General features: G+C 60.7%; 16 protein-coding genes and 1 pseudogene. 6 read left to right on the plus strand and 11 right to left on the minus strand.

Translation table 11 applies throughout. The annotated features are described in order from the left end of the window. The first annotated feature begins 216 nt into the window (after positions 1-216). The 6 genes from KA354_16600 (at position 217) to KA354_16625 (ending at position 9,200) form a co-directional block, all read left to right on the plus strand. Positions 217-2,862, plus strand: a complete 2,646-nt coding sequence (locus KA354_16600; GenBank protein ID MBP7936263.1) for a PQQ-binding-like beta-propeller repeat protein — start codon at positions 217-219, stop codon at positions 2,860-2,862. 100 nt (positions 2,863-2,962) lie between these two features. Next, entirely contained in the window at positions 2,963-4,810 is a 1,848-nt protein-coding gene (gene glmS / locus KA354_16605; protein MBP7936264.1) for a glutamine--fructose-6-phosphate transaminase (isomerizing), read from the plus strand. Positions 4,811-4,893: 83 nt separating this feature from the next. Further along, entirely contained in the window at positions 4,894-5,508 is a 615-nt protein-coding gene (locus tag KA354_16610) for a hypothetical protein (protein ID MBP7936265.1), read from the plus strand. Positions 5,509-5,660: 152 nt separating this feature from the next. Beyond that, complete coding sequence (locus KA354_16615) at positions 5,661-6,440, plus strand: ABC transporter ATP-binding protein (protein ID MBP7936266.1); 780 nt, start codon at positions 5,661-5,663, stop codon at positions 6,438-6,440. Continuing rightward, positions 6,440-7,471, plus strand: a complete 1,032-nt coding sequence (locus KA354_16620) for an iron ABC transporter permease (protein ID MBP7936267.1) — start codon at positions 6,440-6,442, stop codon at positions 7,469-7,471. Before KA354_16615 ends, KA354_16620 begins: the two co-directional genes overlap by 1 nt. Positions 7,472-7,550: 79 nt before the next feature. After that, complete coding sequence (locus KA354_16625) at positions 7,551-9,200, plus strand: phosphoglycerate dehydrogenase (protein ID MBP7936268.1); 1,650 nt, start codon at positions 7,551-7,553, stop codon at positions 9,198-9,200. A 105-nt stretch (positions 9,201-9,305) separates the two neighbouring features. Here the strand turns inward: KA354_16625 and gmd are convergent, their stop codons facing one another. The 11 genes and pseudogenes from gmd to KA354_16680 form a co-directional block, all read right to left on the minus strand. After that, the gene (gene gmd / locus KA354_16630; GenBank protein ID MBP7936269.1) at positions 9,306-10,319 is read right to left on the minus strand and encodes a GDP-mannose 4,6-dehydratase; all 1,014 of its coding nucleotides are present in this window, start codon (positions 10,317-10,319) and stop codon (positions 9,306-9,308) included. Further along, positions 10,316-11,257 (minus strand): GDP-L-fucose synthase, encoded by a 942-nt coding sequence (locus KA354_16635; GenBank protein MBP7936270.1) that lies wholly within the window; start codon positions 11,255-11,257, stop codon positions 10,316-10,318. Before KA354_16635 ends, gmd begins: the two co-directional genes overlap by 4 nt. 28 nt (positions 11,258-11,285) lie before the next feature. After that, a complete protein-coding gene (locus KA354_16640; GenBank protein ID MBP7936271.1) occupies positions 11,286-11,774 on the minus strand; it encodes a glucuronosyltransferase in 489 nt (162 codons plus the stop codon). Further along, positions 11,771-12,244 (minus strand): UDP-N-acetylglucosamine--LPS N-acetylglucosamine transferase, encoded by a 474-nt coding sequence (locus KA354_16645; GenBank protein ID MBP7936272.1) that lies wholly within the window; start codon positions 12,242-12,244, stop codon positions 11,771-11,773. Before KA354_16645 ends, KA354_16640 begins: the two co-directional genes overlap by 4 nt. 188 nt (positions 12,245-12,432) lie before the next feature. Continuing rightward, positions 12,433-13,428 (minus strand): glycosyltransferase family 2 protein, encoded by a 996-nt coding sequence (locus KA354_16650; GenBank protein ID MBP7936273.1) that lies wholly within the window; start codon positions 13,426-13,428, stop codon positions 12,433-12,435. Positions 13,429-13,431: 3 nt separating this feature from the next. Further along, the gene (locus KA354_16655) at positions 13,432-14,283 is read right to left on the minus strand and encodes a glycosyltransferase family 2 protein (GenBank protein MBP7936274.1); all 852 of its coding nucleotides are present in this window, start codon (positions 14,281-14,283) and stop codon (positions 13,432-13,434) included. A 21-nt stretch (positions 14,284-14,304) separates the two neighbouring features. After that, positions 14,305-14,913: a hypothetical protein gene (locus tag KA354_16660; GenBank protein MBP7936275.1), complete on the minus strand. Its 609-nt coding sequence runs from the start codon at positions 14,911-14,913 to the stop codon at positions 14,305-14,307. 661 nt (positions 14,914-15,574) lie between these two features. Continuing rightward, positions 15,575-16,513 carry a glycosyltransferase family 4 protein gene (locus tag KA354_16665; GenBank protein ID MBP7936276.1) on the minus strand — a complete coding sequence of 313 codons (939 nt, stop codon included), beginning with the start codon at positions 16,511-16,513 and terminating at the stop codon, positions 15,575-15,577. A 1,866-nt stretch (positions 16,514-18,379) separates the two neighbouring features. Beyond that, positions 18,380-19,720, minus strand: a complete 1,341-nt coding sequence (locus KA354_16670) for a lipopolysaccharide biosynthesis protein (GenBank protein MBP7936277.1) — start codon at positions 19,718-19,720, stop codon at positions 18,380-18,382. A gap of 206 nt (positions 19,721-19,926) precedes the next feature. Next, positions 19,927-20,052, minus strand: a pseudogene (locus tag KA354_16675) (transposase). Continuing rightward, the gene (locus KA354_16680) at positions 20,048-20,308 is read right to left on the minus strand and encodes a hypothetical protein (GenBank protein MBP7936278.1); all 261 of its coding nucleotides are present in this window, start codon (positions 20,306-20,308) and stop codon (positions 20,048-20,050) included. Before KA354_16680 ends, KA354_16675 begins: the two are co-directional and overlap by 5 nt. Positions 20,309-20,727 lie beyond the last annotated feature (419 nt).

Here is a 20,727-nt window from a genome sequence, read left to right on the forward strand (position 1 = left end):
GAGTTTGCGGCAACGTGGGCCGGGCCGGGTGGAGCCGATGCTCCTGCCCGGCCCGGGTCTTATGCCGCCGGAGCCGCGGGTCTCGTCTCGGCCGTGCCCCGATTTGACGACTTCGGCCTGCCGACTACACTTCTCCTGCCCGGATAGAGACGAGTGATCCCTGCTCTTCCCGACTGCGGCGGTACGCGGGAGAGCGGCTGGCCGGAGTATCGTTCCATGCTTCGCACTGTCATGATCGTTGCCGTCGTTGCGTTTATCGCGGCCGTTGCTCCGACAGAAGCAGCCACTCCATCGACCAGTCCGTCGCTGGGCCCGGATCCGGCCTCCACCGGCGGCGATTGGCCGATGTGGGGAGGAAGACCCGACCGCAACATGGTATCGGAACAGCGCGGCCTCCCCACCGAGTGGGACGTCGCCAGCGGCAAGAACATCAAGTGGAAAGCCGCCTTGGGCAACCGGAGCTTCGGCAATCCGGTCGTCAGCGGCGGCAGGATCTTCATCGGCACGAACAACGGCGTGCCCCGAGATCCGAAGGTGACCGGTGACAAGGGTGTCCTGATGTGCTTCGCCGAGGCAGATGGGCGGTTTCTCTGGCAAGCCGTCTACGACAAGCTGGCCCCCACCCAAAAGCACGATTGGCCCGAGATCGGGCTGTGCTCGACACCCTGCGTGGTCGGCAACCGCGTGTACTTCGTCAGCAACAACTGCCAGCTGGTATGCGCCGACGTCGAGGGTTTTGCCAACGGGGCCAATGACGGACCCTTCAAGGAGGAGGAACTCACCGGGCCGCAGGATGCCGACATCCTCTGGCGGCTGGACATGGGCAAGGAATTGGGTGTCGTGCCGTTATACGCTTCCGCGTCCGGCCCGCTGGTCATCGGCGACCTGGTCTACGTCGTGACCGGCAACGGCAACAGTGACGATTCGACGAAAGTGCCGGCCCCCGAAGCCCCCAGCTTCCTGGCCGTGGACCGTCATGCCGGTAAAGTGGTCTGGAAGGACAACTCGCCGGGCGAGAAGATCATCGGCGGCCAATGGTCGTGTGCGACCTCGGGTACGGCTGGCGGCCGGAACCAGGTCGTGTTTCCCGGCGGTGATGCCTGGGTCTACGCCCTCGAGCCCGCCACCGGCAAGCTGATCTGGAAGTTCAATTGCAGACCGGCAACGGGCAAGGACGGCGGCGACGAGGAGAATGATCCCAATACGCTGATCTCCACCCCGGTGTGGCATGACGGCAAGGTGTTCATCGGCATTGGCCAGTCACCCGAACTCGGTGGCGGCCCGGGCGCGATGTGGGCCATCGATGCCGGCAAAACGGGTGACGTGAGCCAGTCTGCCATTGTCTGGCAGTTGAACGGCGATGACATCGGTCGGACCGGCTCGACAGCGGCCATTCGTGATGGCCTGCTCTACCTGGCCGAGTGCGACGGCTACCTCAACTGCCTCGACGTCACCACCGGCAAGCGGATCTGGCGGCACGACCTCAAGGCCACGATGTGGGCCTCCCCGCTGGTAGCGGACGGCAAGGTCTACATCACGAATGAAGACGGCGACACGTTCGTTTTCAGGCATGGCCGCGAGGATCAACTCCTGGCGACCAACAAGATGAAAGACACCGTCTATGCGACGGCCGTCGCGGCCAACGGCACGCTCTACCTGGCAACCCGCAGCAGCCTCTACGCAATCGCCAACCGGGCCACGGCAACATCACCCGACAGTGCCCCTGCATCCCCGAGTTCCCGCCCTGCAACTACTCGTCCGGGAGAACCAGCCCAGGCGGCAACCCAGCCACAGGCGGCCACCCACCCGACTGGGAGCGTCAACGACTGGCCCATGTTCCGAGGCAATCCGGCGTTGACCGGCGTGGCCACAACCAACCTTCCCGAGAAACTCGCAGTCCGATGGAAATTCACCGCGCCCGAGGCGGTTGAATCCACCGCCGCCATCGCCGGCCAGACGGCCTGCTTCGGCTGCGGCGACGGATTTCTTTACGCCCTGCATCTGGCCGACGGTTCGATCCGCTGGAAGTACGAGGCCAAGGCGCCGATCCGTTCATCACCTTTGGTGCTCGGCAACGCGGTGTACTTCGGCGACGACGACGGTGTCTTTCATGCGGTCGACTTCCGCAGCGGTGCCAGATTGTGGACCTTCAAGACCGATGGCGAGATCATCTCCTCGGCTAACTTCGCCGAGGATAGGCTGCTTTTCGGATCCTACGACGCCTTTCTCTACTGTCTCTCGATCGCTGACGGCAAGTTACTGTGGAAAGCGGAAACCCAGGACCGCGTCCACGGCACTCCAGGCATCTCCGGCGATCGGGTGCTGGCGGCCTGCTGCGACGAGAAGCTCCATGTCTTCAGCCTCGGGGACGGCAAGGAGGTTGCCAGGGTCGGAATGGGCTCCTACTCCGGAGCAGCGGCAGCCTTACGAGGGAGATGCGTGTACGTGGGCACTTTCAGCAACCAAGTGGCCGCCATCGACTGGACCGCCGACAAGGTGGTTTGGCGGTACGAGCCCAAGGAGAGTCAGTTTCCCTTCTTCGGATCGGCCGCCGTGACCGAGGACTTGGTCATTATTGGCGGGCGGGACAAAGCCCTGCATGCCATCGACCGGTCGACCGGTGAACGTCGGTGGATCTTCGCCACCAAGGATGCAATCGACGGCTCGCCGGTGGTGGCGGGAAAGCGTGTTTTCATCGGCTCCGGCGATGGATGCCTGTACGCCCTGGCCTTGGCCGACGGCAAGGAACTTTGGCGATACGAGGCCGGCTCGCCCTTCGTTGCATCGCCTGCGGTGGGCAACGAATGCCTGGTCATCGCTGCCCAGGACGGCTTGGTTCTGTGCTTCTCCGCGAAGTCGTAAACCCAGCTCTGGCCTGCAACTGAAACGCCTGGAAGAAATGGTCGATAACTTCCTGGCGTTCTCGTCGTTTTCTGCAGCCGGGATAAGCAAGGAGCCATCGATGTGTGGGATCGTGGGTTACATTGGACACCAACGGGCCCTGCCGATCCTGATTGAGGGTCTAAAACGCTTAGAATACAGAGGTTACGATTCATCCGGCGTAGCCATGCTCCAGGACGGGAAGATCGGCATCACCCGTGCTGTTGGGCGAATCAGCAACCTCGAAGCCCGGCTTGGCCTGGGTGGCACTGAGACGGATTACCGTCAGCACGTTTCTACGACAGGAATTGCGCACACCCGCTGGGCCACGCACGGCGGCCCCACTGAGAAGAACGCCCACCCGCACCTGTCCTGGGACGGCAGGATCGCCGTCGTCCACAACGGCATAATCGAGAACTACCGGGCTCTGTCGACCTTCCTCGAACGCCATGGCGTCCGCTGCGTCAGCGAAACAGACACGGAGGTTCTGGCTCATCTCATTGGGCACTGTTATCGGGACAATCTCGAGCAGGCGGTGCGTGACGCCCTTCACGAGGTCCAGGGCACCTACGGCATCGCGGTGGTCTGTGCGAATGAACCGGGCACGATCGTCGCGGCCCGCAAGGGCAGTCCGCTGATCATTGGCGTTGGGAACGGCGAGTATCTTGTCGCCTCCGATGCCTCGGCCATCGTCAAGCACACCACCCAGGTCGTGTACCTCTCCGACGGGGAGATGGCCACCGTCACCAGCAGTGGCTTCCACACCACGACGCTGGATGCCGTGCCGGTCACCAAGGATCTTCACGAGGTCGAGTTCTCGCTCGAGGAGATCGAACTGGCCGGTCATGAGCACTTCATGGCCAAGGAAATCTTCGAGCAGTCGCACTCGCTGGCGACGACGCTGCGCGGCCGTTTGGACACCCGCGAGGGGCAGATCATCCTGGGAGGCATCGCCAACCACGCCCGTGACCTGGCCCGGGCCAAGCGGATCATCTTCACCGCCCAGGGCACCGCCTGGCACGCGGGCATCGTCGGCGAGTATATGTTCGAGGACATTGCCAAGATCCCCGCAGAAGTCGAGTATGCCAGCGAGTTCCGCTATCGCAACCCGCTGGTCGACTTCGGGACGGTGGTCATCGCGATCAGCCAGTCCGGCGAAACAGCCGACACCCTGGCTGCCGTCCGGGAGGCGAAGGTCAAGGGTGCCCTGTGTCTGGGCGTGGTCAACGCGGTTGGCAGCACCATCGCCCGTGAATCCGATGCTGGCGTGTACCTCCACTGCGGGCCCGAAATCGGCGTCGCCAGCACCAAGGCTTTCACCTCACAGATCGCCGTCCTCGCCATGATGGCGATCCAGCTCGGCCGACGGCGTTTCCTCTCCCAGGAGGACGCCCACAAGCTGGTCAACGCCCTGGACCGGATTCCGGACCAGGTTGCCCAGGTCGTCGAGCAGTCCGACGCCATCCGCGCCGCAGTCGAATCCGTGGTCGACCGCGAGAACTGGCTGTTCCTCGGCCGGGGCTACAACTATCCAATCGCCCTGGAAGGTGCCCTCAAACTGAAGGAAATCAGCTACATTCACGCCGAAGGCATGCCCGCCGCGGAGATGAAGCACGGCCCGATCGCTCTGATCAACGAAGGCATGCCTGTGGTGTTCATCGCCACGCGGGGCCATCAGTACGACAAGGTGCTCAGCAACATCGAGGAAGTCCGGAGCCGTGGCGGACGGATTATCGCCGTAGCCACGCAAGGGGATGCCGAGATCACGGCCAAGGCCGAACATGTATTCTACGTTCCCAACGTTCCCGAGCCGCTCCAGCCGCTGCTCACCGTTGTGCCACTGCAGCTTCTGGCATACCATGCGGCCGTGCTTCGCGGCTGCAACGTTGACAAGCCACGGAACCTGGCCAAGAGCGTCACCGTGGAATGAGCAACGCAAGCGGACGGCGCTCGCCGGGCGGTGCCGGCGTTCGTCGCGATGCTGAATGACCGCTGAAAGCTGAGTGTTGTCCCATGCCCGAGATCCTGGTCAACGACCGGCCGTATCCTTCACCCGCAAGCGGTGTCAAGACTGTGGCCGAGCTGGCCACCGAAGTCTGCCAGGCCGAAACCGCCAGCCCTCGAATGGTCGTCTCGCTCCGATGCGACGGGCAGGATGTCGAGAATGAACGGATCGAGAAGGTCCTCGCCTCCGCCGTCGAGCAGTACCAGAAGATCGAGATGCTGACCCAGCCGATCAAGGCGGTGGTCAAAGCCACGCTGGATCAGGCGGTGAATCTCCTGGAGGAAGCGACGACAACCCGGCGGCGGGCCGCGGACCTGCTCGACGCGGGGCAGCAGGAAGAGGCTCTTCAAAGCCTGCAGCGGTTCTTCGAGCACTGGCGCCAGATTCAGGAGACCATGCTGCTCTGTGCCCGGTCACTGGAGATCGACCTGGCCACCGTCCGGGTGAACAACCGCAGCTTTCTCGAGGTCTTCGAGCCGATCCGCGACAGCCTGACCGCGCTGCGCGACGGCATGTTGAACCGTGACTTCGTGGTCGTCTGCGACACACTTCGATACGAGCTCGAGGAGCCACTCAGCAATTGGGCGGCGATGCTCTCCTATCTTCGCGACCAGACGAAGTGATGCTCGGTGTGGCCGCTTTCTCCCCGGGCCACCTCCCGGCACAGATACCCGGATGCCCGGCGACGGAGTCGAAGCCGAACGCCGAGGGCGGAGCTGCTGCGGGGAATCGCTCGCTCATGGCAAACGGAGGCCCCTGAAGATAAGATCCCGCCATGGTCATCGAGGCGGAGAGGCTGAACGTGCGGCGTCTTGGAAGGCACGTGCTGCGCGACGTCTCTCTGCGGATCGATGATGGCGAATGCGTCTCGATCATCGGTCCCAACGGAGCGGGCAAGTCCACGCTGATGAGCGCCCTCCTCGGACTTGTTCCCGCGGACAGTGGAGTCGTTCGGGTAGACGGGTCGGAGATGCACCGTCTGCCTCGGCGCCAACTGGCTCGCTTGATCGCCTATGTTCCCCAGGTTCACGATGGTTACCTGGGGTTCCGTGTCCGCGATGTTGTGGAGTCCGGGCGTTATGCCCATCTCGATCCTCTGGAACCGCTGAAGGACCAAGACCGCGCGGCGGTGGCCGCGGCCGTTGATGCTTGCCGGATCGGCGAGCTGCTCGAGCGTGAGGTGGAGACGTTGTCGGGTGGCGAGCGGCAGAAGACCTGGATCGCGGCCGCCCTGGCCCAGCAGTCCCCGGCCCTGTTTCTGGACGAGCCCACCAACGCCCTGGACCCTGCTCATCAGGTTGAACTGATCCGCATCATGCGTGACCACCACCGTGCCGGCGGTACGCTCCTGGTCATCTGCCACGACCTCAACCTGCCCCTGGTGCTCGGCGGCCGGGTCATCGCCCTGCGCCGGGGCGCGGTCTTCTTTGACCAGCCGGTGAAGGCCTTGCAGGACACCGGGCTGCTGGAGCAGTTGTACGGCGCCCAGTTTGTCCTGCACCGGGGTGCCAACGGACACTCAGTATCGATTCACCTGGAGATGGAACCGCATTGATGCCACCTCGTCCGCGACGGCTTTACCTGACTTTCGGATGTGTCTGGCTGGCGGTGGCCGCGGCCTCGCTGCTGATTGGCACGACCGGCACGTCGTTGGCAGTCTACTGGCATCAGGCATCGGGTGCGGCCGATCCGCTCATGGAGACCCTCCGGCAGTTGAGTGCGCTGGCCCTACCCAGGCTGTTGATGGGCATGCTGGCCGGCGGTTCGCTGGCGGTGGCCGGGGCGATGTTCCAGTCTCTGTTCCGCAACCCGCTGGCCTCACCGTACACGCTGGGGGTGTCGAGCGGCGCGTCGCTGGGCGCGGCCCTGGCGATCATGGCGGTGGGCGGGGGGCTGTGGCACGGGGTACCGATGGTGAGCGTGATGGCGTTTCTCGGCGCCTTGATCTGCGTCGGCATTGTGTATGGGATTGCACGGGTGCGGCCGGGGCAGGCGACAGGCACGCTGTTGCTCGCCGGACTGACCCTGGGCTTCATCAGCTCGGCCCTGATCGTGCTGGTCATGTTCCTGGCGGAGATCCGGGATTCGGATCAGATCCTGCGGTGGATGATGGGCTCGCTGGAGATGGTGGGGATGTCGCCGGTGTACGAGTCGCTGGCCCTGGCGGCCCTGGCGGGCGGCGTGGCCACGTATCTGCACCGGGATCTGGACTTGCTGATGATGGGCGAGGTGATGGCCGCCAGCCGGGGCGTGGCCGTGCGGCATTCCCGACGACTGATCTACTTCTCGGCGTCGCTGCTCACCGCCGGCGTCGTGGCTCACGTCGGGCCGATCGGCTTCGTTTGCCTTCTGGTCCCGCACATTTGCCGGGCCCTGGTCGGTCCGACCCACCGGCGGCTGATTCCCGCCTGTGCCCTGGGCGGGGCGGCGTTCCTGCCGCTGTGCGACCTGCTGGCCCGCAACGCGATGTGGTGGCTTGCGGGGGAAACGCGGCAGATCCCCGTGGGGGTGCTGACCAGCCTGATCGGCGGCAGCTTCTTCCTCTATTTGCTGCTGGTTCGGCGGGAGCGAAGTGGGGTGCGGTGAGGCTGCCCGGCCGGGCAGCGATGGACATGAGCGGGTCTGACCCGTAGAAGCCGCCCGGCCTAGCGGATATCATGCGGCCATGGCGGACAAACGGCGGGGGCCGGTCGATTCCGCCGCTGCTTCAGGATTCAAGACGAAGGGTGAAGTGATGTATCGTGTCCTGATTACCGGTGCTATTCATCCAATCGGCGTGGAAATGCTTCGGCGCGAGCCGGACATCGAGGTCGATTTTCAGCCCGATATTCCCTACGCGCGGGTCCTGGAGATCATCCCGCCCTACCACGGCCTGGTCTCACGCTCCGAAACGGACATTCCCCGCGAGTTGATCGACCGGGGCACGTCTCTGAAGGTCATCGCCCGGGCGGCCGTCGGAATCGCCAACATCGACGTCGAGTACGCCACCCAGAAGGGTATCCTGGTCACTAATACGCCGGGGAAGAACACCAATTCGGCGGCCGAACTGACCATGGGGCTGCTTCTGGCCGTCATGCGCAAGATCAGCCCAGCCAACGAGGCCATGAAGCGGTTGGAGTGGGCCCGCCACCGCTTCAACGGCACGGAACTGATGGGCAAGACCATTGGCATCATCGGTCTGGGCAACGTGGGCCATCGGATGGCCAAGTTCTGCCTCGGATTCGACATGCGTGTTCTGGCCTACGACCCCTACATTCCGGATGAGGCCTTCCAGCGCAACCGGGTGGAGAAGGCCGACCTCGAGACGCTGATTCGTGAATCAGACATCATCTCGGTCCACACGCCCAAGAACAAGGAGACGACCGGGATGATTGGCGGGGACATGATTGCCCAGATGAAGCCTGGGGTGATTCTCCTGAATGCGGCCCGGGGCGGCATCATTGACGAGGCCGCCATGCTGGCGGGGCTCAGGAGCGGGCACGTGGGGGGTGCGGGGATCGACACGTGGCCGGTCGAACCGCCCAAGGAGAATGCGTTTCGCGATCTGCCGAACGTGGTGATGACCCCGCATATTGGGGCCTCGACCGAGGAGGCCCAGATCCGCGTGGCCGAGACGATCGCGATGCAGGTTCCGCGCGCGTTGCGCGGCGGCGTGGTCGATTACCCGGTCAACATGCCGCAGATTCGCATGCTGGAAGGCGACGTGATGACCAGCTACACGGTGCTGGTAGAAAAGCTCGGCCAGTTCGCCGCCCAGTTCGTGGACTTCACGCCGACCGATCTGGAGGTCATTCTGCGCGGCTCGATCTCGGGCAAGGACTGCACCCTGCTCCGCCTGGCGTTCCTCAAGGGCTACCTGAAGATGAAGCTGGACTATGTCAGCTACGTCAACGCGGAGCTGCGGGCGAAGAGCGTCGGGCTCAGTGTTAGGGTCACCGATGATCCCGGCTTCACCAACTACGAGAGCGCGGTGGGCTTCCATTTCACCGGCGGCGGCCGCGACTTCACCATCGCCGGGGTGGTCTTTACCGGACCGCACCCGCGGATCACGCTGATCGACGACTTCCCGTTCGAGGTCGAGCCGGAAGGCACCTTCCTGGCCATCCACAGCCGCGACCGGCTGGGCGTGGTGTCCGGCATTTCGTCCATCCTTGATCAGCACAAGGTGGTGATCAACAGCTTCGAGTTCTCCCACAGTCACACCCGCAAGCGGTCGATGTTCCTCATCCGGGTCGGCAAGGATTTGCCCGAAACGGTTCTCGAGCAGCTCCGATCTCGCGAGCACATCACCCGGGTGGCGAAGATCGTGATTTAGGGTGCGTCAGGGGCGCCGGCGATCGTCCTCGCCCCGTCGACCGCAGTGAGTGACCTCTTGGCCTTGGCGCAGCGCGGCGAGACAGAGTCTTGCAGCCTCCCGGACTCACAGATGCGCCTTTGTCGGCGATCCCAGGCCATTCGTGATACCTTCACGTTTGAGGTCGGCGTCGACCATGATTCGAACCAGGTCTGTGAACGTCGTCTTGGGCTTCCAGCCGAGTTTGCGGCGAGCCTTGCTGGCGTCGCCGAGCAGGGCATCAACCTCTGTAGGGCGAAAGTAGCGCGGGTCGATTCGCACGTAGTCCTCCGGATTGAGGTTGACCAGTCGGAACGCCGATTCCAGGAACTCCCGAACGGTGTGCGACTCGCCGGTAGCGATGACATAGTCGTCCGGCTCATTCTGCTGAAGCATGAGCCACATGGCCTCGACATAGTCGGGCGCGTAACCCCAATCACGCCGGGCGTCCAGATTGCCCAGGAAAAGGTCTTTTTGCCTCCCAGCCGCGATCGCTGCGACCGCCCGTGTGATCTTGCGCGTGACAAAAGTCTCACCGCGTCGTGGAGATTCGTGATTGAACAGGATCCCGTTGGCGGCGTACATGCCATATGCCTGACGGTAGTTCACCGTAATCCAGTAGCCGTACACTTTGGCGACCGCATACGGACTCCGTGGAACAAAGGCGGTGTCTTCGTTCTGCGGAGGTGGCGCCGCTCCAAACATCTCGCTGCTGGAGGCCTGGTACAATCTGCAGGGAACTCTTGTGTCCCTAATCGCCTCCAGCAGGCGGACACACGAAAGGCCAGTCACGTCGGCCGTGTATTCGGGCATGTCGAAACTCACCCGAACATGACTCTGGGCACCCAGATGGTATATCTCCTGCGGTTCGATTCTCCGGATCAGCGAGGCCAGCATGCTCGAATCGCTCAGATCGCCGTAATGCAGATGGAGGCGAGCGGAAGCGACATGCGGGTCTTCGTAGATGCTATCGAGTCGTTCGGTGTTAAAAGTACTGCTCCGACGAATAATCCCGTGGACTTGGTAAGCCTTGCCCAGTAGCAACTCCGCAAGATACGATCCATCCTGGCCGGTAATACCTGTGATCAACGCTGTCTTCATGTGGTCAACGCCTCGTACCATTCGATGGTTCTCTTGAGTCCCGTGGCGAGATCAATTTGCGCAGCAAAGCCGAAGCGATCCCGCGCTCTCGACGTGTCCAGGCAACGACGTGGCTGCCCGTTAGGTTTACTTGTATCCCACTTGATCGTCCCCCTAAAGCCCACCATTTCCGCGATCATGCTGGTCAGCGTGCGAATGGACACCTCGCTGCCGCTTCCGAGATTGACTGGCTCACTCTCGTCATATCGTTCGGTTGCCAGGACAATTCCCTCTGCGGCATCCTCAACATACAGGAACTCCCGGGTTGGCGTGCCGTCACCCCAGCATACGATCTGATCGTGACCCGAGGAGCGGGCCTCGATGCACTTCCGGATGATTGCCGGGATGACATGTGAAGTCTCCGGGTCGAAGTTGTCTCGCGGCCCATAGAGGTTGACCGGCAGCAGGTATATCGCGTTGAGCCCATACTGTTCGCGGTATGCCTGGCACATCACCAAAAGGGCTTTCTTGGCAATGCCGTACGGTGCGTTTGTCTCCTCCGGGTAGCCCGACCACAGTTCCTCCTCGCGGAACGGCACGGGCGTGAACTTGGGATAAGCACAAATCGTCCCAACCTGCACGAACTTCCGGATGTTGTTGCGCCGGGCGTGCTCGATCAAGTGGAGGCCCATCGCCATGTTGGCGTAGAAGAACCTCCCGGGATTCGCCCGATTGGCGCCGATGCCGCCCACTTGCGCCGCCAGGTGGATCACCACATCCGGCCGGGTATCTGCGTATAACCGGTCAACGGCGTCCTCCTGCGTCAGATCATAATCCTGATGTCGGGGCACGATCAGCTCATGCTCAGCGACCCCACGCCTTCTGAGCAGCTCACACAGATGACTACCCAGAAAGCCGGCTCCGCCGGTCACCAGGACTCGCACATGCCTCAAATCCACAGCAGTGTCCCCGAAGCAACTTGGCCGATCACGGCGTACGCTCGCCGCAAATGAAGCCCCGAATGGCCGCGATCAGCTCCGGCGAGGCCTCGGAGCTGATCCGTCCCCTGGCCTTCAGGCTAGCGATGTCGTCCAACTTCGCCAGGAGTTCCATCTCGTCGAACGCGACTGCGATCCGGCCCTGAGCCAGGAGTCGTTCGGCCGTCGCCATCTGGTGGTCGTTGCGGTGTTCGCCCAGATCCGCCCGCCGCGGCATAACCAGGATCGGCTTGCCCCGTTCCAAGGCCGTGATGATTGAACCCATCCCGGCGTGGGCCACGAGGAGTTCAGCCTCCTCAACCCGGCGCATGAAGTCCTCTGCCTCTACAAACCGCGACCACTGCAGATGTCTGGGTGTGAGCTCTGTTGGCCCTATCTGGGCAAAGACATCTTGTCGACCCCGTAGTCCGGCCCAGTCATCTACCGTCTTCACCATGCGGTCGAAAGGGAGCTGGGTTCCGACGGTCAAGAAAATCACAGCACCGCTCCTGCGTAACTTGGCCCTTCCGGGCGAGCCAAGTGCGGCCACTGCGTCAGCCAGAGATCAACGAACCCACCGGCCCGCCGGCCCGAAAGAGAAAGCTCATCAACGTTAGCGACGCTGTCAAGCCAGATTGTTCTGCACCCGAACAGTCTGCCGACGCGGACCGCGAAATACCCGGGGGATGCCCCGGTGGTGATGATGACGTCCGGGCGAAGGCGAACCACCAGCCAGGCGATCCTGGCCGCCTGCAGGATCAGCCCGGGTTTGTTCCAGCGATTGGCATCCCGCACCACGTAGAAGCGCGCCGGGGCCACTTGGTTTCGATACCCGGCCAGCGTCGTGAGATAGGTCACCTCCATGCCCTCGAACGCCGGCCGAAGCCGCATCAATTGAATCCAATGGCCGCCACCCGAGGCGACGGCGAGAACACGGTAGTTCGTGGGAGGCCGTTGTGTCTTCGTCATGCACTCCTCTATGGCAGGGTCGCGGCAGCCAATCGGGGGAACTGAGCAGCCCTGGGCTACCGAGCATCATCGCCGTCGCGCGGCCTGTTTTCAGCTGGCAGTGGCACCCCGCTGCTACTGCGTCCTGCACGACACAGCCCCGCAGCCATGAAGACCGCATCACAGTGGCCGGGCTGCTCGCTCTTCTTTCAGCATATCCGAACCTGCTTTTCGCGAGTCAAAGCCTCCTGACACACCGGTTCAGTTGTGTTACGCTTGACGTGCCAGGTGCACCGTTGGCACCAGACCTCACGCCAGGTTTTGAACGCCTGGCGATACTCGGGCTTCAGCCGAGACACCAGGCCAAATGCCGCCGTGCGCGTCAATGCCCACAGATCGAGCATAGCTACCCCGAAGGGAATTAGGCTTGGTGACCAATGCCGCCGTATAAGTTGGGCCTTCGCTCTGAACAGGCGCGCCATCTTGTCCGCCCGGACTTTCTCCGATGCTCCACCATAGTGAACGATCGCCGCATCGGGGCAAATCAGGCATGTGCTCCCAAGCCTCCCAGCCCGCAGGCACAAGTCGGTATCCTCGCCATACATGAAGAAGCTGGGATCAAAACCATCGAGATGGTCCCAGACCTCCCGCCGGATCAGAAGAAAGCACCCCGTCACAGCATCGACCGCTCGAACGGAGTCCCGATTCCAGTTCCCCAGCGATTCCGGGTTGAAAACAGCCGATGATCTCCACACGGCAGATAGACCGAGTCCCATGCACAGAAGGCTCCACGGCGTAGGGCGGCCGTGACAGGAATTGCGATTCAACCGGCCGTCTTCAAAGACCGTGCGTCCGCCGTACAGTCCGGCATCCGGGTGCTGATCCGCGAACGCAACGAGCCTTTGAATCGCCTTATTGAGGATTACCGTATCTGGATTGAGCAAGAGCAGGTAACGCCCTGTTGCCACTTTGGCAGCTAAGTTGTTCGCAAGCGCAAAGCCGAGATTGCGGTCCGATTGAATCAGACGCACGGCGGGGAATTGTTCGGCGATAGCAGTGGCGGATTCGTCCTGTGAGCAGTTGTCGACCACAATTACTTCATGAGCGATCTCGCGTGTTTCCCGGTAGACTGACGACAAGCACGCAAGAGTCATATCTCGCGTATTAAATGACACGATCAAGATGGACACATCTGACACGGGCATGCCCTAGGTGCCTCCGATTTCGCGAGCGGATTCGTCCCGTTCCCACTTGTTAAGCTCGCCATTACGGAAGCGTTTCCAGACACGATAGCGCGTCGCGAGTTTCACATACCCATAGACGAGTAGCGCCGGCCACATTGTTGGGCTCAATGCCATCCTGAGCAATGCGCCCCCGTGGCTGGCATTTTCATTTCTCCACAACGCCGGACACTGTAATCGGAGCTCCACGTTTCCAAAGTGAGCGCGAGTCTTGATGTCAACAATGCCCGACAACGTCTTCGGAGGTCTAACCGTGAAGATACAGCCAGGCACCGCTCGCCGCTCGTCTCTGGTGAAATGGAGTCGGACGAAAGCATCGTCTGCCGTGACGATCGGAAAGCGATCGAATCTGCGCCTACCCACCTCTGACAGAGCGTACACACCTGAGCCAATCAGAGCCTCCCGACAATACGGAAGTCGCAGCCACACACGGTAGAAGGCACGAACGGACCACGAACGAGCGCCTGTATCGACCTCCATGAGCGGCGCGGCAGCCAGAACACCCGGTTCCTCTAGTACGGCCGTCGTTTGCCGAATGGCATCGATACCGATCACCACATCAGCATCAACGTAGAACCGGGGGAAGGCCACAGCCGCCTCATCGCCGAGGTTCAGCGCGTTGGCCTTTGAAGGAGTGTTGGTCTCGATCACGCGAATCCCTGGCCCGCACGAATGGGCGAGTTCCGCGGTGCGGTCTCTACATCCATTGCAGACCACGATGATGTCCAGCTCATCTGGCCTCGCGCCCCAAATCATGCCCTCAAGGCATCGCCTGATGACGTTGGCCTCATTGTGAGCCGGTATGATGATGGAGACCATCGGAGCGCCCCGCGACACATCTTACCTGGTTACGAGGCCGCGGACGAAACGCTTTAGCCGGATCCGCAGATCATAGCGTTCGATATCGTAGATGTTACCGCGCGGCATGTCCGACACCAGAGCGGAGATTTGCGAGAATGTTGAGCTGCCCGGATACACCAGGTAATCGCAAGCCGCCAGCAGGTACATGTCTACCAGAGCCTCAATTGCGTTGTTCAGTCGGTCAGGACACTCCGGATTCTGGTGCATCGACACGCCGCTGCTCGGGAACCACTTCTCCGTGACGAAGACGTCGCCATATCGCTCGCGGATTCGCCGCTCTGCCTCCTTGTTGTCTGTGGCAAGGAAAATCATGCCGTCCCGTGCCCGCTGCTTCGCCCGATCAATGGCCCCGAAGAAATGCTCGATTCGGCTTCTGCGATCCATGAAACGAACATGCACCCCAATCACCGGCCGATGGAACCGACTCTCCACGAAACGCTCTACGACGTCGCGGATTCGGGGATGCAGCAGCATCTCCGTGTGCAACAACTCACTCAGGATTGCCTCGTCAGTCATGGTGGCGTAGTGGCCGAATGATCCTGTAAAATAACGCCGCAAGGTGCCGATCTGGTGGCTGAAACACCACATCACCACAACCTCTTGCGAGTAGTCCCGCCTCGAAATATCAGCCGAATACTTGCGGTAGACGGTCGCGCTAGTATGCTTTCCTGGGTCAAACTGGTCCAACAGGTCGTTGGCCGACCTCTCAAGTCTACCTCGCCAAATAGCAGGATACACCGAGTCGCTCTCCGGCAGGTGCTCGCGCGGGACAAGACTCGGTCCCACAAATAACTGCGGAAAAACGTTCGCACCGTCGCTCGAGTAGGTATAGTCCGACCAGTCGACGACAAGGCATCGTCCGCTGAGGCGCGCGTAGAGACAACCCGTAAGAGCGCAGAGAATGCGATTGCCTAGCCCAGCCTTCCCCTTTACTATCACGTATCCCACCACGTCGAGCTACTCCAGCCAAGTGCGAGATGTGAAGCCGTCGAGATTCTCCACCTGACCAACCACTTCGGGCGGCCTAATCCTCCACTTTCTCTGACATCTCTGTAACGGCTACGACACACAATTCCACCGCCGCCCGAAGCCGACCATCTTCCTTCAATCCTCAACTAGTGGCGTCCTGCCACCTCAGCGCTCTGCCGCAGCTCGCAGATCAGTGCCCCATCTGTTCGCCACGACCAGCCGCTCGCAGTATTATCACCTGCCTTCATTCTGAATAGCTTCACGTACCTACGTAATACTGCTACAGAGGTCTATCCATGGGACACCGTTGCTGCCCCCTGCCAACAGGTGCATCCCCACCTACCAGCTCACTCACCACACGGTCCATCTCCCGCTGAATCTCACTCGGATCAGCGTACTTCGCACTCCACTCCTGCGCACCTCGCTGTAACCTCGCGTACAACTGTGGGTCACCTAACAGGCGCTGCATGGCGCCACGCAGCTTGCTCGCATCTCCCATCGGAACACGCAGCCCGTTAACCTCATGCTCGACATATCCCTCAAGGCCCGGTACGTCCGTACAAATCACCGGCTTACCCATCATAAGGGAACTCACGACGGAAATCTGCCCGCATGATGGCTCGCTACCATCAAATGTGTAAACACAGTAAGCACACTCCGCCATGAGCGCATCACACTCCACAAGCGGTATGTTAAAATAAACCTGCACACCATTCGGCACGTCAAGCCCAACCAGATTCCACTCACGCGCCACGACTACCAGAGGAACCTCGCTGCCTTCTGCTGCCTCGAACAACGTGGCGTAATCCCTCGCGTTAGAGCCTATACTCAGTGCGTAAGGGATCCGACTTAGGTACCCGTACTTCGCGTCCAGCCCTGCACTTCTCGGTGCTACCCGCGCATACCGCATGAACCGTAATCGCTTTCGCGGCATGCCGTACAGCCTCTCAGCAAGAGGAATATCATAGGCCGAGTGGACAATTACACAGTCCAGTCTCCGGTAAAGAACCCTACACAGCCAGTTAAAAAGGCGTCCATTTCGCCTTTTCCACACATTAAAACTCGACACAGCTAGGCGTGGCCTCCTGAAAGGCGCAAGCACGAGGCAGACAAAAAGTGCGGTCGCCTGTGTATCGATAATAAGCACATCGTAGGAAAGACCCCTAAGGGCGATATCCAGGGACATAACAACTTGCTTCAACTTGTCCCAGGTTCCCATATGCTTAGATCTTCGGAAAGGATTTGGGTGTAACCAGCGGGGGCCCACTGCACGATACGCATGTACAGAAGCTCTCCCCCCCCCTATCACACTCGGCGCCCCTTCCCTGGAGAAGTGATGAAACACAAGAACACTTGCCACGTCTATACTCCCTTGGAGCCTATCCTGTGACGTCCTGGGGTTCTCTCATACCCTGTTCAACGGTTTTACTGCAATCCTTGTGACGCAGGCCCCAGTCAATCCGCCGCCGGCCAGCACAGCAGGTCAGACTTCGTAGCGCCTGACACATCAGACGTCAGCCTGCATCCGCCATCAGCGCGCCGTCACAACTCTGTCCGCTCGCCTAATTAACCCCCGGGACAACCGACCCCGTCCCGCGGGTAGACTCTGACCGGCTGCTCTTTCTACGCCGTTGTGCCCATCCCATTTCCCATTCCCTGGTTTATCCTGCAGCATCCATACGCCGCATCCCAACATGAAGTTCAGATGCGTAGCGAGAACGCCCCACAAGTGGACCGTTACGGCAGCTATGCAAAACCCAACCATCACAAACATCCACGCCTTCCTCACTTCCAGCGTGCTGCCAGCAGGAGGATTCGCACCTACGCGCACCAGCACATAGATAATGGCAGTCAGGTACAGCGCGACGGCCGGTATCCCATGACGCGTCATCAGGACCAGCCACATGCTGTCAATACTTGTCGACGCCATCCACTCCGGCCTCGCCCAATCCTGTAGACCTACCCCAACTACGGGATGCCTCCATACGTTCTCGAGACACACGTCAAACACCGCAAGCCTATAGTAGCTAGTCTGTTGGTTAAACGCTGCGTAGTGAGCCGCAACGCGAAGCGGCGATCTTCCGGATCCAATTGCCACCACCATCACACCGGCACCAAGCAATGTAGTAAGTAGCAGCCAACGCGATCGTATGGTCCGAGTTACCACATCCCACATAATCAGCACGCCCTGGACAGCCGCCATCGCCAGCGCTCCCGATGAAACCGATGTTGCCGTTGCAGTCACCTCAATGACCGCCAGTATCCACCGTCTGGCCCTGTGTGCTCTCCTTGGAACGGCGGACGCAAACCACGTTACTGCAATCACACTTGCACAAAAGACGCCTGCCAGAATCGCATGCTCGAAGGGACCCTGCGCGCGACACACACCAAAACGACGCTCGCCATGTACCGGCTCAATGTGCCAGAACACACTACCGAACACATTTCGCCCGCTCAGACACTCAAGCAACAAAAGTGGTGCCAGGATTACTACTACGCCCGCAAGCAGCTTCGCCGTGGAGCCGAAGCTGGTACGATTCAACACATACGCACGCGCCATGAGATACGCGCCACCAACCTCAACTAAGTAACTCCCCCCTGACTTCAGTCCGGATTCGAAACCGTGGTGAAGGCATAGTGTCATGAAGACCCACCCGACGTGCGCCATAACCAGACCGTCCGGAAAACGAGCGCCAACACCATGTCTCACCACGCGCACCAAGCTCGGAACGAAGAACGCGAGGAGCACACAACGAGTTACGGAGAGCGAGATCCCGGCAGCTGTGAAGGACAATGGTACCAGATAGGATCCCATAAGCAGCATTACAGCAACCGGTGCGGAAAGCCAGTCCCCCGTGATCGGCAAGCTTGAACACGCGACAGGCCCTTTAGGCAATACAGAGCCCCTGCTGCCGGGATCGCCCTTTGCCCCCACCCGGCTCAGCTTGCGCTTCGTGCCCGCAGCACGACCATCTATCTCGATCCCGACCATTGTGCGAACGTCCTCTCAAAGCCAACGCATAGATTAACAGGCCCCTCAGGACCAATTCTAGAACATGCAACCTTACATTGTTTCAAAGGTATACTATTGTGGTCTCCGTATGCATGCTTGAACACCACACGCAGCTACGGCCAATGCCACTGCGAAGGCGACACCAATTCCCGCAAGAGGGTTACTCAGCCCACACAAACAGCGTAAAACGAGAACACATGCGACGACTCCCGACGCTGCTAGCACAGGGTACACAGCTGCGCGATAAAAATCTGATTGGCGAATAGGTGAACCACAACTAGCATATCTGAATAAGAGGGGGCTAACGATCAATGAGCTTGTTATCGCATATGCGCCCGCCACGCCCTTTGGGCCAAAGGGCAGCCCAAATAGAAACGACGCCACCAATGGACCCGCAGCAATAAGTGACATGCGCAGACACCGCTCACCCTGGCCTGATGAAACAAGGACCCAATACGCAGTATTGTACATAACCTGAGCAGGAGCGCAAAGGCCCAAAATGAGGAAGATCGGCGTTGCGGCTGTCCATTGTGGGCCCAGAAAGAGCCTCACAACCCAATCTGATGTCACCAGAAGGCCGCCAATGAGAGGTATCGTCGCCCAGGCCAGTATCGAAACGACGCGACGAAAGGCAGCTCGATATCGATTGGGCTCGGCGCGCAATCGGCTGAGCATAGGAATGGTCACGGACTCGATGGGCAAATTGAACTGGGCAATTGGGAGAGTCAGGAGGGAATATGCCTTTGAGTATAGCCCCAGAGGTGCCGCTCCCCACCACCAGCCGATGAGAAACTGATCTGCCTGTCGCGCGAGGTAGTTGATGGCGTTGTACCCGGCGAGATGCCCTCCAAAAAGAACTAGTTTACCAATGCCGGTCGACCGACGAGGCACACCGGGAATCCAGCCGGAGGTCAGCCACGCCAGCGCAATAGCCGTGATGAGGTTGGCTGCTGTCATTGCCACGAGTGACCAATAAGAATAGCCTGCCCAAGCCATGGCACTGGCAATGCTGGCGCCCACAGTCATCGCACTTAGCTCGATTGCGGCGACCGCACCGAAGCGCATCTGCCGTCGAAGCAGCGCCATATGCTGGATACCGAAGCCGCCCAGCAAGCTCATCGCTGCCAGCGCAAGAACTAGGGGAACGAGACGCGGCTCCCCATAGAACCACGCTAAGATTGGCGCAAGACCAGCGATGATCGACATAACCACCGCGCCGAAAACGACGTTCAGCCAGAACAGCGTGCTCACATGCGCGTGCGTCAGACGTTCATGCTGTACCGTGGCTGTGGATAGGCCGCCATCCCTGAATACATCGACGAAGCCGGTCACAACCGTGCCCATGGCAACTAGGCCGAAGTCGGCCGGAGTCAGGAGTCGCGCCAACACGGCCGTTGAAGCCATGCGGATCACGAATTTGACTCCTTGCGATGCAACCGTTACCGCGCCGCCCCGCAGCGACCGTGATCTGAGATGTGCCTGAAGGTGATCAGTGTTGAAGTGATCCCTACAGTGGCCACCTGCATCAGCAACGTTCCGATCATCCGCGACCATCATAGTCCCGGTGACTCTCAGCCTAGAGCCCATCCCAATAGCAGTCCGGACCAACCGAACGCGATCTACACGAGGTACAGATGGAGCACGGCGATGTAGTTCTCGGGTTTCTTCTCCCAGCGTACGAGAATGCGACGGAACCGGTTTATCCAGCTGTGGGTGCGTTCGACGACCCATCGGCGGGCCTTAAAACGGGCGTAACGCTGGATCAATGCGGCCTCCTCGCCGCGAGAACGAATCCTGAGAAGCGATGTGGAACTCTTGAGCCAATTCCCGGGCTTTATCGTAATCATACCCCTTATCCAAATACGAATGCTGTGGTCGATGACGACTCGGGCGAGGTCGCTTGATCGGAATGCTCTTGACCGTCTCATTTGCCAGCTTGAAGTCGTTGACGTTGGCGCCCGCCGCGGCCAGTCCCACCGGCACACCCCGGCCTTCGACCAGTAGACTTCGCTTGGTGCCGCGTTTGGCTCGGTCCGTGGGATTGGGGCCGGTGTTTTCCCCACCCCCAGGGGGCCTTGGTCAGCGCTCCGTCCATGCTCAGCCAAGACCAGTCGAGTCCCTGCAGCTCGTCATACACCTCCAGCCAGCCTTGCCACAGCTTCACAAACACATCGGTGGCACACCATTCCTGAAAACGCCTAGGCGCCGTCGAACTGGAACAGATACCCGTGGCATCTGTTCGAGTTCGACGGCACACCGGCGTTTCCAGGAGTGGCGGGCGGCGGGGGTGTTTGACAGGGCCAGCGCACATTAAACTCCTGTTCCGGTAATCACTTGCATGAGGAACTGGTTGTTCCAGCCCGCGATGCGGCTCTTGCACTTGATGCTATCCTTCGACGCGTGACGCTTCAGGAGGCTGA

It is taken from the genome of Phycisphaerae bacterium (genome assembly GCA_018003015.1).
Classification (GTDB): domain Bacteria; phylum Planctomycetota; class Phycisphaerae; order UBA1845; family PWPN01; genus JAGNEZ01.

Coding starts and splice junctions, on each gene's coding strand:
- KA354_16615 (MBP7936266.1), top strand. CDS start 5,661: ATGGTCATCGAGGCGGAGAGGCTGAACGTGCGGCGTCTTGGAAGGCAC.
- KA354_16645 (MBP7936272.1), bottom strand. CDS start 12,244: ATGACGAAGACACAACGGCCTCCCACGAACTACCGTGTTCTCGCCGTC.
- KA354_16620 (MBP7936267.1), top strand. CDS start 6,440: ATGCCACCTCGTCCGCGACGGCTTTACCTGACTTTCGGATGTGTCTGG.
- KA354_16660 (MBP7936275.1), bottom strand. CDS start 14,913: ATGTGGTGTTTCAGCCACCAGATCGGCACCTTGCGGCGTTATTTTACA.
- KA354_16665 (MBP7936276.1), bottom strand. CDS start 16,513: ATGGGAACCTGGGACAAGTTGAAGCAAGTTGTTATGTCCCTGGATATC.
- KA354_16600 (MBP7936263.1), top strand. CDS start 217: ATGCTTCGCACTGTCATGATCGTTGCCGTCGTTGCGTTTATCGCGGCC.
- KA354_16625 (MBP7936268.1), top strand. CDS start 7,551: ATGGCGGACAAACGGCGGGGGCCGGTCGATTCCGCCGCTGCTTCAGGA.
- glmS (MBP7936264.1), top strand. CDS start 2,963: ATGTGTGGGATCGTGGGTTACATTGGACACCAACGGGCCCTGCCGATC.
- KA354_16650 (MBP7936273.1), bottom strand. CDS start 13,428: ATGCCCGTGTCAGATGTGTCCATCTTGATCGTGTCATTTAATACGCGA.
- gmd (MBP7936269.1), bottom strand. CDS start 10,319: ATGAAGACAGCGTTGATCACAGGTATTACCGGCCAGGATGGATCGTAT.
- KA354_16655 (MBP7936274.1), bottom strand. CDS start 14,283: ATGGTCTCCATCATCATACCGGCTCACAATGAGGCCAACGTCATCAGG.
- KA354_16610 (MBP7936265.1), top strand. CDS start 4,894: ATGCCCGAGATCCTGGTCAACGACCGGCCGTATCCTTCACCCGCAAGC.